The 14,193-nt window shown below is 71.2% G+C and carries 14 protein-coding genes; 3 read left to right on the forward strand and 11 right to left on the reverse strand.

The features are described 5' to 3' along the window. Window positions 1-116: 116 nt before the first annotated feature. The 8 genes from NGJ44_RS21290 to NGJ44_RS21325 all read right to left on the reverse strand — a co-directional run bounded on the left by NGJ44_RS21290 (window position 117) and on the right by NGJ44_RS21325 (window position 8,784). A complete protein-coding gene (locus tag NGJ44_RS21290; protein WP_251865660.1) occupies window positions 117-599 on the reverse strand; it encodes a YajQ family cyclic di-GMP-binding protein in 483 nt (160 codons plus the stop codon). A gap of 75 nt (window positions 600-674) precedes the next feature. After that, window positions 675-1,463 carry a heme ABC transporter ATP-binding protein gene (locus NGJ44_RS21295; RefSeq protein WP_251865694.1) on the reverse strand — a complete coding sequence of 263 codons (789 nt, stop codon included), beginning with the start codon at window positions 1,461-1,463 and terminating at the stop codon, window positions 675-677. Next, complete coding sequence (locus NGJ44_RS21300; protein WP_251865696.1) at window positions 1,460-2,413, reverse strand: FecCD family ABC transporter permease; 954 nt, start codon at window positions 2,411-2,413, stop codon at window positions 1,460-1,462. The genes NGJ44_RS21295 and NGJ44_RS21300 overlap by 4 nt, the downstream gene beginning before the upstream one ends. A 70-nt stretch (window positions 2,414-2,483) precedes the next feature. Continuing rightward, complete coding sequence (locus NGJ44_RS21305) at window positions 2,484-3,317, reverse strand: heme/hemin ABC transporter substrate-binding protein (protein ID WP_251865662.1); 834 nt, start codon at window positions 3,315-3,317, stop codon at window positions 2,484-2,486. Between the two features lie 10 nt (window positions 3,318-3,327). After that, window positions 3,328-4,389 carry a hemin-degrading factor gene (locus NGJ44_RS21310; RefSeq protein ID WP_053246665.1) on the reverse strand — a complete coding sequence of 354 codons (1,062 nt, stop codon included), beginning with the start codon at window positions 4,387-4,389 and terminating at the stop codon, window positions 3,328-3,330. Window positions 4,390-4,465: 76 nt separating this feature from the next. Continuing rightward, window positions 4,466-7,153 (reverse strand): TonB-dependent receptor, encoded by a 2,688-nt coding sequence (locus NGJ44_RS21315; protein WP_251865664.1) that lies wholly within the window; start codon window positions 7,151-7,153, stop codon window positions 4,466-4,468. 147 nt (window positions 7,154-7,300) lie between these two features. Further along, on the reverse strand, window positions 7,301-8,296 hold the full coding sequence (locus tag NGJ44_RS21320; protein WP_251865665.1) for a FecR domain-containing protein: 996 nt from the start codon (window positions 8,294-8,296) through the stop codon (window positions 7,301-7,303). Further along, window positions 8,275-8,784 carry a sigma-70 family RNA polymerase sigma factor gene (locus NGJ44_RS21325; protein ID WP_053246667.1) on the reverse strand — a complete coding sequence of 170 codons (510 nt, stop codon included), beginning with the start codon at window positions 8,782-8,784 and terminating at the stop codon, window positions 8,275-8,277. The genes NGJ44_RS21320 and NGJ44_RS21325 overlap by 22 nt, the downstream gene beginning before the upstream one ends. A gap of 126 nt (window positions 8,785-8,910) precedes the next feature. Here NGJ44_RS21325 and NGJ44_RS21330 point away from each other — a divergent pair, with 126 nt between their 5' ends. Next, window positions 8,911-9,624 (forward strand): helix-turn-helix transcriptional regulator, encoded by a 714-nt coding sequence (locus NGJ44_RS21330; protein ID WP_251865667.1) that lies wholly within the window; start codon window positions 8,911-8,913, stop codon window positions 9,622-9,624. A 49-nt stretch (window positions 9,625-9,673) separates the two neighbouring features. Next, a complete protein-coding gene (locus NGJ44_RS21335; protein ID WP_251865670.1) occupies window positions 9,674-10,120 on the forward strand; it encodes a VOC family protein in 447 nt (148 codons plus the stop codon). A gap of 58 nt (window positions 10,121-10,178) precedes the next feature. Here NGJ44_RS21335 and NGJ44_RS21340 read toward each other — a convergent pair whose 3' ends face one another. Continuing rightward, a complete protein-coding gene (locus NGJ44_RS21340; protein ID WP_251865672.1) occupies window positions 10,179-11,594 on the reverse strand; it encodes an amino acid permease in 1,416 nt (471 codons plus the stop codon). A 40-nt stretch (window positions 11,595-11,634) separates the two neighbouring features. Continuing rightward, window positions 11,635-12,885 (reverse strand): kynureninase, encoded by a 1,251-nt coding sequence (kynU, locus tag NGJ44_RS21345; RefSeq protein WP_251865674.1) that lies wholly within the window; start codon window positions 12,883-12,885, stop codon window positions 11,635-11,637. 139 nt (window positions 12,886-13,024) lie between these two features. Between kynU and NGJ44_RS21350 the strand changes: the two genes are divergently transcribed. Beyond that, window positions 13,025-13,498: an Lrp/AsnC family transcriptional regulator gene (locus tag NGJ44_RS21350; RefSeq protein ID WP_251865676.1), complete on the forward strand. Its 474-nt coding sequence runs from the start codon at window positions 13,025-13,027 to the stop codon at window positions 13,496-13,498. Between the two features lie 19 nt (window positions 13,499-13,517). On the opposite strand, the gene trhA is transcribed toward NGJ44_RS21350, so the two are convergent. Next, on the reverse strand, window positions 13,518-14,147 hold the full coding sequence (gene trhA, locus NGJ44_RS21355) for a PAQR family membrane homeostasis protein TrhA (protein WP_251865679.1): 630 nt from the start codon (window positions 14,145-14,147) through the stop codon (window positions 13,518-13,520). Window positions 14,148-14,193: the final 46 nt, after the last annotated feature.

Consider the following 14,193-nt stretch of genomic DNA (forward strand, 5'->3'; position numbering starts at 1 on the left):
GACGGACGTGGACCTGCCGCTGCAGTTCGAGAATTTCAGGGAATAGGGGCCCCACCCCCGAAGCGCCCGCGCTTTCCCCTCGAAGGGGAAGCGCGGGCGCTTCGGGGGTGGGGCCCCTATTCCCTGAAATTCTCGAACTGCAGCGGCAGGTCCACGTCCGTCTTCTTGAGCAGCGCGATGGCGGTCTGCAGGTCGTCGCGCTTCTTGCCGCTGATGCGCAGCTTGTCGCCGTTGATCTGGCTCTCGACCTTGAGCTTGGCGTTCTTGATGGCGGCGATCAGTTTCTTGGCCACGGGCTGCTCGATGCCCTGTTTGATGGTGATCTTCTGCCGCGCACCGCCCAGGTTCTCCAGCGGCGCGGCCGCGTCCAGGCAGCGCACGTCGATGCCGCGGGCCGACAGGCGGCCGCGCAGGATGTCCAGCATCTGCTTGAGCTGGAACGCGCTCGGAGCGATCTGCGTCACCACATAGCCCTCGAGCTCGAATTTGGCGTCCGTGCCCTTGAAATCGAAGCGCGTGGCCAGCTCGCGGTTGGCCTGGTCGACGGCATTGGAAAGTTCGTGTTTATCGACTTCGGAAACTACGTCGAAGGAAGGCATGACACGTAAGTCCTGTAAGAGGGTGAACGACTGCGGGATGAACGAATCCGCCCATTTTAGCGGCGGCCGCCTCCCTCAGTCGGTCAGCACCAGCAGCCGCCCCGCCTGCAGGGGATGCGCGATGACGTGGGCCTCGATGCCGTAGGCCTGGCGCAGATGCGCCGGCCGCAGCACCTCGGCCGGCGCGCCGGCGGCCACCTGGCGGCCCTGCGCCAGCAGCAGCAGCCGGTCGCACCAGCGGGCCGCGAGATTCATGTCGTGCAGGATGACGAGCACTCCCGCGCCGTCCCCGTGCGCCAGCGCCGCCGCCACGCGGAGCAGGTCGGTCTGGTGCCGGGGATCGAGGCTGGCGGTGGGTTCGTCCAGCAGCAGGTAGCGCGGCTCGCCGTCCGCGCGCCCCGCGGCGCATTGCACCAGCACGCGCGCGAACTGCACGCGCTGCTGTTCCCCGCCCGACAGCTCCGGATAGCGGCGCCATTTCAGATGGGCCACGTCGGCGCGCGCCAGCGCATCGTCGACCAGCCGTTCCACCTGCGCGGGCGACAGCTCGGGAAACGGATAAGCGCCCATGCCCACTACTTCGCGCACGTCGAGGTCGAAACTCAGGCCCGGCTTCTGCGGCAGCACCGCCCGGCGGCGCGCCTGCCGCCGGTGCGCCACCTTGGACAGCGGCTCGCCGTCCAGGACGACCGCGCCCGCATCGGGCTCCAGCTCGTTGGCCAGCACGGCCAGCAAGGTGGACTTGCCCGCGCCGTTGGCGCCCAGCAGCCCCACCACTTCGCCCGGCGCCAGCCGCAGCGAAACGCCGTCCAGGATGCGCGCGCCGCCGCGCGCAAGCGTGAGATTCTCGGCAGCGAGCATCAGAACCGCCTCCGGCCGCGCGCCAGCAGCCACAGAAAGAAAGGCCCGCCCACCAGGCTGGTCACCAGGCCGATGGGCAGCTCGGCCGGCACCACCGCCACCCGCGAAAGCCAGTCGGCCAGCGTAAGCGCCAGCGCGCCGCCGATGACGCAGGCCGGCAGCAGCCAGCGGTGGTTGGCGCCCAGCGTCATGCGCACCAGGTGCGGCACCACCAGGCCCACGAACCCGATGCCGCCCGTGGCGGCCACCAGCGGCCCGACGATGAGCGCGCAGGCCAGCACCAGGCGGGCCCGCACCCGCTTGAGCGCATAGCCCAGGTGCTGGGCCTCGCGCTCGCCGAGCAGGAGCGCGTTCATCACGCGCCACTGGCGCATCAGCCACCAGGACATGGCCAGCACCCACGGCGCCAGGAACGCCAGCAGCTTCCAGTTGGCGCCCGCCAGGCTGCCCATGCTCCAGAAGGTGAGGTCGCGCAACTGCGCGTCGTTGGCGATGAACGTGAACAGGCCGATCATGCTGCCGGCCACCGCGTTGATAGCGATGCCGGCCAGCAGCAGGCCCGCCACGCCCGGCACGCGCCGCCCCAGCACGTAGGCGCAGAACGTGGCCAGCAGGCTGCCCGCGAACGCGGCCGGCGCCAGCACCCAGAAACCTCCCGAGGTAAGCACGATGGCGCTCACCGCGCCCAGCGCACCGCCCGCCGAAATGCCGATCAGGCCGGGCTCGGCCAGCGGATTGCGGAACAGCGCCTGCATGGCCGCGCCGGAAACGGCCAGCGCGGCGCCCGCCACGGCCGCGAAAGCCACGCGCGGCAGGCGGATATCGATGAGCACGTTGCGCCAGAGCGCGTCGGCCCCGCCCTGCGCGGCGGAACCCGCCGGCGCGCCCCAGAGCAGGCCGGGCAGCGCGCGCAGCGGAATCTCGACGGCTCCGCTGGCGCTGGCCGCCAGCATGACGGCCGCCAGGGCGAGCGCCAGGGCCAGCAACGCCAGCGGCGCCCGGGCCGCCTTCGAGGCGCGCTCCCTATCGCGCCATGGCACGCGCCGCCTCCTGCTTGAGCTCGGTCAGCGCCTGCGGCAGGCGCGGGCCCATGCCGAGGATGAGCAGGTCGTCCATGACCACCACGCGGCGCCTGGCGGCCGCGGGGGTGGACGCGATGCCGGGCAGCCTGAGCAGGGCCTCCATGCCCCCGGTGGCTTGCAGCGAGGTCTGCGTGATGACGATGATGTCGGGCGCCAGCGCGCCCATGGCCTCCGCCGACACCGGCTTGTAGCCCTGCTGGCCGGCCAGCGCGTTCTCCAGCCCGGCCAGCCGCAGGACTTCGTTGGCGGCCGTGCCGGCGCCCGCGCCCTGCGGCGTGCCGGTGCGGTTGACGAGGAGCACGGCGCGCGCCCGGGTGGCCGGCAGCGCCTCGGCGCGTTCCAGGTCCTGCGCCACGCTGGCCGCCAGGCGCTCGCCCTCGGCCTGCGCGTCGAGCGCCTCGGCCACGCCGTGAATGCGGTCCATGAGCGATTCCACCGAAGGCTGGTCGGACAGCGTGACGACCCGCACGCCCACCTCGCCCAGGCGCTTGAGCGCCTCGGGCGGGCCGGCCTGCTCGGAGGCCAGAACGAGGTCGGGTTTGAGCGCCAGCACGCCCTCCACCGGCACGGCGCGGTAATAGCCCACGCGCGGCAGCTTGGTTGCCGCCTCGGGGTAGAGGCTGGAGAGATCGTCTCCCACCAGCTTCTTTTCCTGTCCCAGGCGGTAGACGATTTCGGTGACGCTGCCGCCCAGCGTCACCACGCGCTCCGGGGACGCGGCATGCGCGCACGCCGCCATCGCCCAGCCCAGCGCGATTGCCATCCAGGTTTTCATGGCGTCGTCCTCAGGCGGCCAGGGGCGCGGCGCACAGGCCCAGCATCAGCTCGCGCCACGCGCGCAGTTCCGGCTTGCCGGGCTTGCGCTCGCCGAAGAACTGCGCGATGAGGTCGCCGGTTCCGGCGTACAGCTCGAGCGACGTCACCCAGCCGTCGGAAGTGGGCTTGTTGACCACCCAGGCCGACACAATGGCCGTGGTGTTCAGGTGCAGGTTGAACTTCGGGTCGAGCACGTTGTACCAGGGGCCGGTGCGCTGCAGCTTGTGCACGGGGCCGGTGTGGATCTGGATCATGCCCCGGTTGCCCACGAAGCACATGATGGACAGCCCGGAAGCGGCGGCCGACTCGAGCATGCGCTCGACCGAATCCGCAGGCACGCGCTGCGCGAGGTCTTCGCCCGCCGCCGCCAGCGCCGCCAGGCGCGACACCTTGAACTTGCGCAGCAACGGAAAGAATTCGTGCGTGTCCTGCATGGCGAGCCAGGCTTCGCGCCAGCCGGCGCTGTCCGCCACGCGCTGCGCCTCGTCGGAGGGCGCGTAGGGCTGGACCTCGGGCCACTGCGCGGGCGCGGCGAAACGCGACACCAGGGCGTCCCACGCGGCGGCGTCGGTGGCGTCGGTGCGGTAGACCTTGTGCACCGCCACGCCGGCGCCGTCGAAGAACTGCAGGCTTTGGCGCCCCTCATCTTCCACGGCCCAGGCCGATTTCCAGCATGAGAAGAACACCCGCAGGTCGATGTCGGGCCCCAGCACCAGGCCCACCGGCCCCTCGGCCTGGATGTCCTCGTAGCGGCCGTGCCGCTCGTGCACACACCAGTCGTTGCGGGTCAGCGCCATGACCTCGCCCAGCGAACCCAGTTCGCGGAAGATGGCCTGCGGGGCGAGCGCATCGGGCGCGCCCCGCAAGGCCGTGGCCCGCAACCCGCCGCAGCCCGCCGCCACCCATTCCGCTTCGGACACGCCCAGCGCCTGGGCGGCGTTGCGTGCGCGCAGCCTGGGCTGCGAAGCGGCCAGCGCGTCGTGGCGGGCGCGCAGCGCCGCCGCGCGGTTTTCGAAATCTCGTTCGCTCATGTTCAGTGGCCCTCCGGCCTGAAATATAACTGCTGCGAAACCGCCGCCGGCACGGGGCCGGCGGCCCCCTGGCGGATCAGTACCGATAACTCAGTGAGACGCGCACGCTGCGGCCCGGTTCCGTGTACCAGTCCACCGGACGCGGCAGCGCCATGGGCCCCGCGGTCGGCACATTCAGCGCCTCCCAGTATTTCCTGTCGAACAGGTTGAAGACGCCCGCCCGCACCTGCAGGCCGCGCACGGGCGCCGGCTGCCAGTAGCCGCTCAGGTCGACCACGCCGTAGCCGGGCGCCTTGAAATCGGCATTGGGCGCCTTGGCGGCGGCGTCGGGATACTGGACCTTGCCGCGGCGCAGCGCCGTGGTGAGCGTGGCGTCCACGCCCCAGGCGTCGCGGGCATAACCCAGACCCAGGATCGCCTTCAGGGGCGCCACGGAATTCAGATGCCGCCCCGTGTCCTGGTCTTTGCCCACGGCCCACGCCACCGACCCCCACGTGCGCCAGCCCGGCGCGAACCTCCAGTGCCCGCTGGCCTCGGCGCCGTAAATGCGCACCCGCGCCCGGTTCACGGCCCCGGTCACGCCATTGGGATAGAGGTCTTCCCAGCCCGGCTGCCACAGCGGCGAACCGGCATCCAGCGAGACGCCCTTGTCGATGAAGTCCTGGTAGCGGTTATCGAAGAACGATACCGCGCCGCCCAGCGAACCGGAACCCATGTTGGCGCCCAGCTCCCAGCCCCGGCTGGTTTCGGGCTTCAGGTAGGGGTTGCCCACGCGCAGGTAGGTGCCGGGGCCGCCGTAGTTGGTGTAGAGCTCGGTGGCCGTGGGCGCCTTGAAGCCGTAGGCGTACTGGGCGTAGAACGAGAGCGCCTCGCGCGCCCTCCAGGTGGCCAGCAGCCTGGGCGAGAAACGGCCGCCGCTGTTGGACGGCGGCAGCGGGCCCGCGTTGGGGTTGCTGGCGTAGCCGGCGGTCGCGCGCGGCTTCTGCTCGAAGTGGTCGTAGCGCAGCGCGGGCGCGAGCGTATAGCGGCCCTCGGCGAAACCGAACTCGTCCTGCGCCCAGAGCGCCCATTGGCTGCCGCGCGATTCCGGCATGTCGGCCTGGTTGGTGTGCAGCATGTCGCACAGGCGCGGGCCCAGGCGCGCGGGCAGGCCGGGCGGCAGCGCGGGGCAATTGTCGTAGCCGCCGGAATGCTGCTCGGTCTTGTTGCCGAACCACTCGCCGCCGGCCGACAGCGTCTGCCGGAACGAACCGGACCCCAGCCGCCTGGACGCCTCGGCGTCGACGCCGTAGAGCGTCTGCCGGATGGAGTTGCCGCGGCCGAAGGGGCCGCTGGGATAGCGGTAGTAGAAGGGGTCGCCGGGGATCGCGTAGGCGCGCCTGTCCACCGACCGCACGCCGTCCAGGCCGCTGTCCAGCGTGGTGCGCTGCCAGTACACCACCGCATGCGCGGTATCGAGCAGGCCGCCCGCCGAGGGTGCGCGGTAGTCATAGTCGAACGACACGCGCTCGCGTCGGTTTTCCTTGTTTCCCGTGTTGGCGCCGGCCAGGTAGCTGGTGCCCGGGCCCTGCTGGAACAGATTGTCCAGCCGCTCCCTGCGCCGGAAGGTTTCGCCGGTCAGCCCCAGGCGGTGGCCGCCCTCCAGGCGCTGCTGCAGCTTCAGCAGCACGCTGGTCTGGTCATAGCCAGCCGGGGTGGGCTCGCTGCGCCTGGGGCCGAGGCCGCCCGCGTCGGCGCGGTTGCCCAGCTCGTGCCCCCGGCGCGCGCCGGCCTGCAGCAGCCAGAACGTGTGGTCGCGCAGCTGGCCGGCCAGGGCCGCGTTGATGCCCCGGCTGGTGTCCGCCGAATCGTAGTCGGCCTTGGCGAGGGCGCCGAAGGCCTGGCCGTCCGGCAGCAGATCGGAGGGGTCCAGCGTGTGCAGGTCGGCCAGGCCGCCGGTCGCGCCCGAGCTGCCCGCCATGGCGTCGGCGCCGCGCAGGATATCCAGCCGCGACAGCATGTCGAAATCCACCGCCTCCAGCCCGCCCTTCACGCCGCGCGCGCCGTCGTCCAGCCAGGGCAGGCGCACGCCGTCCACGCGCGTGAGCACGCGGTCCTGGTCCAGGCCGCGGATGTTGATGCTGCCGCTCTGGCGGTTGAAGTTCACGCCCGGCTCGGCGCGCCTGCCCAGATCGCTCCAGCCACGGATCTGCAGCGCGTCCAGGCGCTCGCGGTCCGTGCTGGTCTGCCAGGCGGCCGGTTCCGGAGACTCCTCGCCTTCGACCTGTACCGGCGCAAGCTCGGTGACGCCGGGCTCGGGCGCCGGGCGCAGCACGTACACGCCGCCGCCGCGGCGCTGGACGGCCAGGTCCGACCCTTCGAGCAGCCGGGCAAAACCCTGCGTGACGGTGTAGCGCCCCTCCAGAGCGGGCGCCCGGCGCGCGCCGACCAGGGCGGGATCAAACAGCACGGTGATTCCCGCGCTGTCGGCAAAGCGCGGCAGGCTGCCGGCCAGCGACCCGGCCGGAATGCGGAAGCTGCGCGCCCCGGCCCCGGCGCCCGCAGCCGCCTGGGCGAGGATGGGCGCGGCCGGCAAAGGCACGGCCGGCGCAGATGCGGCCGGCGCCGACGGCGACGGCGCGGATGCGGCATGCAGAGGGAGCGCCAGCGCCGCGGCAGACAGCGCGAGCGCCGCATGCAGGGCCGGCCGCGAACGGGCGGGCCGGCGGGCGCGGGCGGCCGCCGGGGAAATGCCGCGCGAGCGGCGTGCGGGGAGATGAGCCATGGAAGGTCCTTTCGATCCAGCGGGTATCGGCAATTCGTTTGCCTCTACCCACCATGACCCGCCTGGGCACGAAACCTGACATAACAGGAACCATTTTTCTTTTCATTTTCGATTGAACCGCGGGGACGGATGCAGAATCAGACTCTTTCAAGCGCCCGCGGCGCGCGGCCCGACCGTGACCCAGTACGGCGTGCGATAGCGCACCGCCACCGGCAGCGTGGCCGGCAAGGCGGCCAGCACCGCGTCGGTGTCGCGCAACTGGAACGCCCCGGAAATGCGCAGGCCGGCCACGGCCGGGTCGCAGCGCAGCAGGCCCGGCCGGTAGCGCCCCAGCTCGGCCAGGAACGCGCCCAGCTTCGCGGCATCCGCATACAGCACGCCGCGCAGCCAGTCGACGGCGTGCGGGTCCGCCGCCAGCGGCTCCGACGCACCGCCGGCGGACAGGCTCGCCCGCATGCCCGCGGCCAGCGCCAGGGAAGGCCCGCGGGCCGGATCCAGCCGCAGCGCGCCCTCCTGCACGGAGACGCCGCAGGCGCCGCGCAGCAGCCGCACGCAGAAGCGCGCCTCGTGCGCGACGATGTCGCCCTGCGGCGCGCGCACGATGAACGGCCTCGCGGACGGCCCGGCATCGGCCACGGCGCGCACCGCGATCTCGCCCTCGCGCAGCCGCAGCAGCCGCCGCGCGCCGTCGAACCGGATGTCCACCGCGCTGCCGGTATTGAGTTCCAGGGTGGACCCTTCGCCCAGCGCCACCGAGCGCCGCTCGCCCACGCCGGTGCGCAGGTCGGCGGTCCAGTCGAAAGGATCGGCGCGCCAGGCGGCCCAGGCCAGCGGCCCCGCGGCCGCCAGGGCCGCCAGCGTCTTGAGCGCCGCGCGGCGCGACGCCTGCGCGGGACGGTTCAGCGAGGCCATGCCCAGGCCGGCGGGGATGAGTCCCAGCCGCGCATTGACGCGCTGTGCGCGTTGCCATGCATGCTCATGCTCGGCCTTGCTGGCCCGCCATGCGTCGCAGGCGCGGACGTCGGCCTCGGTGGCGCGCGGCGAGTTCAGGCGCAGCAGCCAGCCGGCCGCCTGCCTTGCCGCCCGGCGGTCCACGGGCGGCAGCCCGGCCAGGCCCGCCCTCAGCTCACCACCATGATGCATTGTTCCAGCCCCCGCGTAACGTAGCGATGCACCGACCGCAGCGAGACGCCGAGCCGCGCCGCGATCTCGGCGTGGCTCAGCCCCTCCAGCTGGGCCAGCAGGAAAGCCTGGCGGACCCGCGGCGGCAGGCCGTCGAGCATGTCGTCGATTTCGTTCAGGGTTTCGAGCAGGATGAGGCGCTGCTCCGCCGGGGGAACCTGCGCCGGCGGCAGCGCGGCCAGGGCCTCCAGGTAGGCCGCTTCCAGCGAACGGCGCCGGTGATGGTTGAGCATCAGCCGGCGCGCCACGGTGGCGAGGTAGGCGCGCGGCTCGCGCAGCGCCTCCAGCTCGTGCCGATGGCGCAGCACCCGCACGAAGGTGTCGTGGGCCAGGTCCGCGGCGTCGAAGGAATTGCCCAGCCTGGCGCGCAGCCAGTTGTGCAGCCATCCGTGGTGGGCGCGGTACAGCGCCTGGACGGCATCGCCAGAGGCGAACGCATGGTCAGCCAAAACACCCCCGAAAAACAAGTCAAATAAAAATCAATCTCATTCTAAATGGGAAGCGAGGGGAAACGTCAACCCGGGCGCACGGGCGGCGCATTTCGTGGCAGCATGCGTTTTTTTGCCGCCCTTCTCATGTCCCGCGCCGCCCGCCTGCTCGACCTGCTGCAAGTCCTGCGCCGCCACCGCCTGCCGGTGAGCGGGCGCGAACTCGCCGGCACGCTGGGCATCAGCCTGCGCACGCTTTACCGCGACATCGCGACACTGCAGTCGCAGGGCGCGCGGATCGAAGGCGAGCCGGGCGTGGGCTACGTGCTGCGTCCGGGCTTCACGCTGCCCCCGCTCATGTTCAGCACCGAGGAAATCGAAGCCCTGGCCCTGGGCGCGCGCTGGGTGGCGAAACGCTCGGACGCCCGCCTGGGCCAGGCCGCGGTCAATGCGCTGGCCAAGATCGGCGCGGTGCTTCCGCCCGGGCTGCGCGACGAAATCGATGGCACCCCGCTGCTCATCGGCCCGAGCTCCGCGGGCGTGACCGACCAGGTAGACCTGGCGCTCGTGCGCCAGGCCATCCGCGCCGAATGCAAACTGCGCATCGAGTACCGCGACGAAAAAGGCGTGGCCTCCACCCGCGTGATCTGGCCTTTCGCGCTGGGCTTCTTCGACAGCGTGCGCATTCTCATGAGCTGGTGCGAGCTGCGCGGCGATTTCCGGCATTTCCGCACCGACCGCATCGCGGCGCTGGAGGCCGGCGAACGCTACCCGCGGCGGCGGCACGCGCTGCTGCAGGAATGGCGCCAGCGCCTGCGCGAGCGGCTCGGGCAAGACGCGCACACTGCTGCCGGAAACTGACAGCGCGCCTGCCTAAGATGAACGCTCCTTCCCGCAACCGGAGCGCATCATGTCCCACTCATCCTCCATCGCCCCTGACGGAAACTATGTGCTGCTCTACGTCGACAAGCCCGAAGCCAGCGCGGCCTTCTACAGCGCGCTGCTGGCCCGCTCCCCCATCGAGCGCTCGCCCACCTTCGCCCTTTTCGCGCTGGACACCGGCCTGAAGCTGGGCCTGTGGTCGCGCCACACCGTGGAGCCGGCCCCCGCCGGCCGGGGCGGCGGCGCGGAGATCGGTTTCCGCCTGCCCGACGCCGACGCCGTGAACCGCCGCCACCGCGACTGGAGCCTGCGCGGCCTGGCCATCCTGCAGCCGCCCACCGACATGGATTTCGGCCGCTCGTTCGTGGCGCTGGACCCCGACGGCCACCGGCTGCGCGTGTTCTCGCTCGCGCCGGAAATCGCCCAGGAGGCGGCGCCGGAGCTTGCCGCGGCCCATGCATCGCCGCCGGCCTGAAGGCGCCGGACGGCGGGCCGGCCGGCTCATCTGCCGACCGGGTCGCGCGCCGACCGGGTCACCTGCCGGCCCCCTCCCCCGCCGCCTCCGCCTCGCGCCCTGGCACGGCGCCGGCGCGGCGGAAGAACGCCGCATAGCAGGCCGCCAGCACGCCCAGGAACGGCAGCCCGAAGAGCAGCGTCATGTGGAACGCCTCGGTGAAATACGTGGTGAGCAGGATGGCCGCCATGGCCGCCGCGCCCAGCAGGGTCAGCACCGGAAAGCCGGGCATGCGGAACGACAGGGGCGCGCCGCCGCGCGCCCAGGCGCGGCGGAAGCGGTAGTGCGTGACGAAGATCATCATCCACGTGAACAGCGCGCCGAACATCGAAATCGCCATCATGAGCGTGAATGACTGCTCGGGCTTCCAGGCATTGAGCACGGCGGCGATCGCAATGCCCACCGATGACACCAGCAGCGCGTTGAGCGGAATGCCGCCGCGCGTCAGGCGGCCCAGCGGCGCGGGCGCGTGCCCGGCGCGCGCCAGGCTGAACATCATGCGCGTGGTGATGTAGAGCTGGCTGTTCATCGCCGACAGCGCCGCCACCAGCACAATGAAGTTGATGACGGCCGCCGCGCCCGGAATCTTCAGCGCCTGCATCACCGTCACGAAGGGGCTCCCGGCCTTGCCCGCCTCGTCCCAGGGCACGATGGCCAGGATGAGCGCGAGAGTCAGCAGGTAGAACACCAGCAGCCGCGCCACCGTGGCGCGAAACGCCTGCCGCACCGCGCGCTCCGGATCTTCGGCCTCGCCCGCGGCCACGGCGATCATCTCCACGCTCAGGTAGCTGAAGATGGACACCACCACCGCCACCCACATGCCCCAGGCGCCGTGCGGAAAGAACCCGCCGTGCCCGGTGTAACGCGCCACGCCGTATTGCGGGCTGTCCCAGACCACGTAGGCGCCCAGCAATATGAACCCCACGATGGCTGCGATCTTGATGGCGGAGAAACCGTATTCGATGGCGCCGAAGGCGCGCACGCTCAAGGCGTTGACCACGATGAGCGCGGCGGAGAACAGGCACACCCAGCGCCACCCCGGCACGCCGGGAAACCAGAACGCCATGTACTGGGCCACCGCCGTCACCTCGGTGCCCACCGCCAGCACCACGCACGACCAGTACGCGTAGCGCACCAGAAAGCCCGCCAGCGGCCCTACATAGTGCTCGGCGTACGCGCCGAACGAACCCGAGGTCGAATGGGCCACCGTCATCTCGGCCAGGCAGCCCATGAGCAGCAGCGTGACGAGGCCGCCGATGGCGTAGCTGAGTATCACGCTGGGCCCGGCGAAACCGATGGCGAACTTGCTGCCGAGGAACAGCCCCGTGCCGATCGCCCCGCCGATGGCGATCATGCTCATCTGCCCCGCGCTGAGCCTGCGCCGCAGCCCGGCCTCGCGCGCCGCGATCCGGCCGAATCCATGTTGTTGCTGCATCGTCTCCTCCTTGTTGTCTGCGCCGCGCCGATGCGCGCGTTCAGGTCACGGCGGCGCGTTCGCGGAATTCGGGCCGGTCCCAGGCGCGGGAGTCGAGCACCTCTTTCAGGATCTCCACCGCGTCCCATACGTCGGCGTAGCCGAAGTACAGCGGCGTCAGGCCGAAACGCAGCACCTCGGGCTCGCGGTAGTCGCCGATCACGCCGCGCGCGATCAGCGCCTGCATGACCTCGAAACCGTGCGGATGGCGCAGGCTCACGTGGCTGCCGCGCCGCGCATGCTCGCGCGGCGTGACCAGCGTGAGCGGATGGCCGGCGCAGCGCGTTTCGACCAGCCCGATGAACAGATCGCCCAGCGCCAGCGACTTGCGCCGCACCTCGGCCATGTCGGCCTCCAGCGCGACGTCCAGCCCGCATTCCACCAGCGACAGCGACACGATGGGCTGCGTGCCGCACAGATAGCGCCGGATGCCGCCGGCCGGCTCGTACGACACCGCCATGTCGAAGGGGCGCTGGTGGCCCCACCATCCCGACAGCGGCTGCCAGAAGTCGCGCGTATGGCGCGGCGCCACCCAGATGAAGGCGGGCGAGCCGGGGCCGCCGTTCAGGTACTTGTATGTGCAGCCCACGGCGAAATCGGCCTCGGCGCCGTTCAGGTCCACCGGCACCGCGCCCGCCGCGTGCGCCAGGTCCCAGATGGCCAGCGCGCCGCGCGCGTGCGCCAGCGCGGTCACGGCCGCCATGTCGTGCATATGGCCGCTGCGGTAATTCACGTGCGAAAGCAGCACCACCGCCACCGACTCGTCCAGCGCCGTTTCCAGCGGCAGCTCGTCGTCGATGAGGCGCATCTCGTAGCCCTGGCGCAGCAGGTCGATCATGCCCTGGATCATGTACAGGTCGGTCGGGAAGTTGTCGCGCTCCGACAGGATGACCCGGCGCCCGGGCGCGCGCTGCTCCTGGATGCGCAGCGCGGCGGCCAGGGCCTTGAAGATATTGAGCGAAGTCGTGTCGGTGACCACCACCTCGCCCTCGCGCGCGCCCAGCAGCCGGCCCAGCTTGTCGCCCAGGCGGGCCGGCAGCTCGAACCAGCCGGCGGTGTTCCAGCTCCGGATCAGGCCCTGCCCCCATTCCTGGCCGATGACGGCGGCGGCGCGCGCGGCGGCGGCCTTGGGCAGTACGCCCAGCGAATTGCCGTCCATGTAAAGCACGCCCGGCGGCAGGTCGAAACGGTGCTTGAGCGGCGCGAGCGGATCCTGGAGATCGGCGGCGGCGCAGGCTTGGCGGGTATTCATGGGGAAACTCCTGGCAATGTGGCTCTGCGGAAATACTAGCAGCGCCGGCGAGCCGAAAAATTGCAAATCCAGGCGTGACTAACCCTGGTTTTTCGAATTTAATTCTGTTCTGAACCATGATTTCGACAGGAAATTCACCATGTCCCTGGACAGCACCGACCATCGCATTCTCTGCCGCCTGCAGGAAAACGGCCAGCTCAGCAACCAGGATCTGGCCGAACAGGTGTCGCTCTCGCCCTCGGCCTGTCTGCGGCGCGTGCGCGCGCTGGAAGAACGCGGTTTCATCCGGGGCTACCGCGCCGTGCTGGACGCGGAAAAGCTGGGCTTCGAGCTGGAAGCCATCGTGCACGTCTCCATCGACCAGTCGCGCGCGGACTGGCACGAGCAGTTCCTGGCCGGCATCGCCGCCTATGACGAAATCGCCGAAGCCAGCATCGTCACGGGCGCTTCCAACTACATTCTCACCGTGCGCACGCGCAACCTGGCCGCGTTCTCGCAATTCGTGGAAACGCGGCTGAGCAAGATCGCGGGCGTGCGCGACATCTGCTCCCACATCGTGATGCGCAAAGTGAAAGACCGGCAGGGCATGCTGCCGCTGGCGGCCTGGCGTTGAAGCGGGCCGATCCGCCGGATCAGCCGCGGGCGCCGTGCAGAAAGCCGAACACGGCAACGAAGTGGCAGGCCGTGCCCCCCATGACGAAAAGGTGCCAGACGCCGTGCGCGTGCCGCCAGCGCGCGCCGCGCGCATAGAACGCCGTGCCGGCCGTATAGACGGCCGCTCCCGCCAGCAGCCACGCCAGCCCGTCGGGCGACAGCGAGGCGGCCAGCGGCGCGGCCGAGATCACGCCCAGCCACCCCATGGCCAGGTAGAGCGGCAGCGCGGGCGGTGCGCCGCGCGCCCACCACAGCTCGCGCGCCATGCCGCCCAGCGCCATGAGCCACAGCAGCGCGCCCATGGCCAGGCCCCAATGGGGCCGCTGGGGTCCGAACGCCAGCGGGGTATACGTGCCCGCGATCAGCAGGAAGATCGCGCAATGGTCGACCCTGGCCCAGAACGCCTTGCGCGCCCCCCGGCTCCAGTGATACAGCACCGACGAGGCATACACCGCGATCATGCTGGCCGCGAACACCGCGCAGCCGATGAGCTGGCGGGGGTCCGCGTTCAGCTCGGCCGCGCGGTCCAGCAGCGCGCCGGACGCAGGCACGGCCATGGCCAGGCCGGCCAGGTGCGTCGCCCCGTTGAACCGTTCCCCTTCCTCCATCCGCGCCCTCCCGCCGTGCGCCGCCCCGGGCGGCGCGCCCCGCCCG

The sequence above is a fragment of the Achromobacter sp. Marseille-Q4962 genome (assembly GCF_943737005.1).
GTDB lineage: Bacteria > Pseudomonadota > Gammaproteobacteria > Burkholderiales > Burkholderiaceae_B > Achromobacter.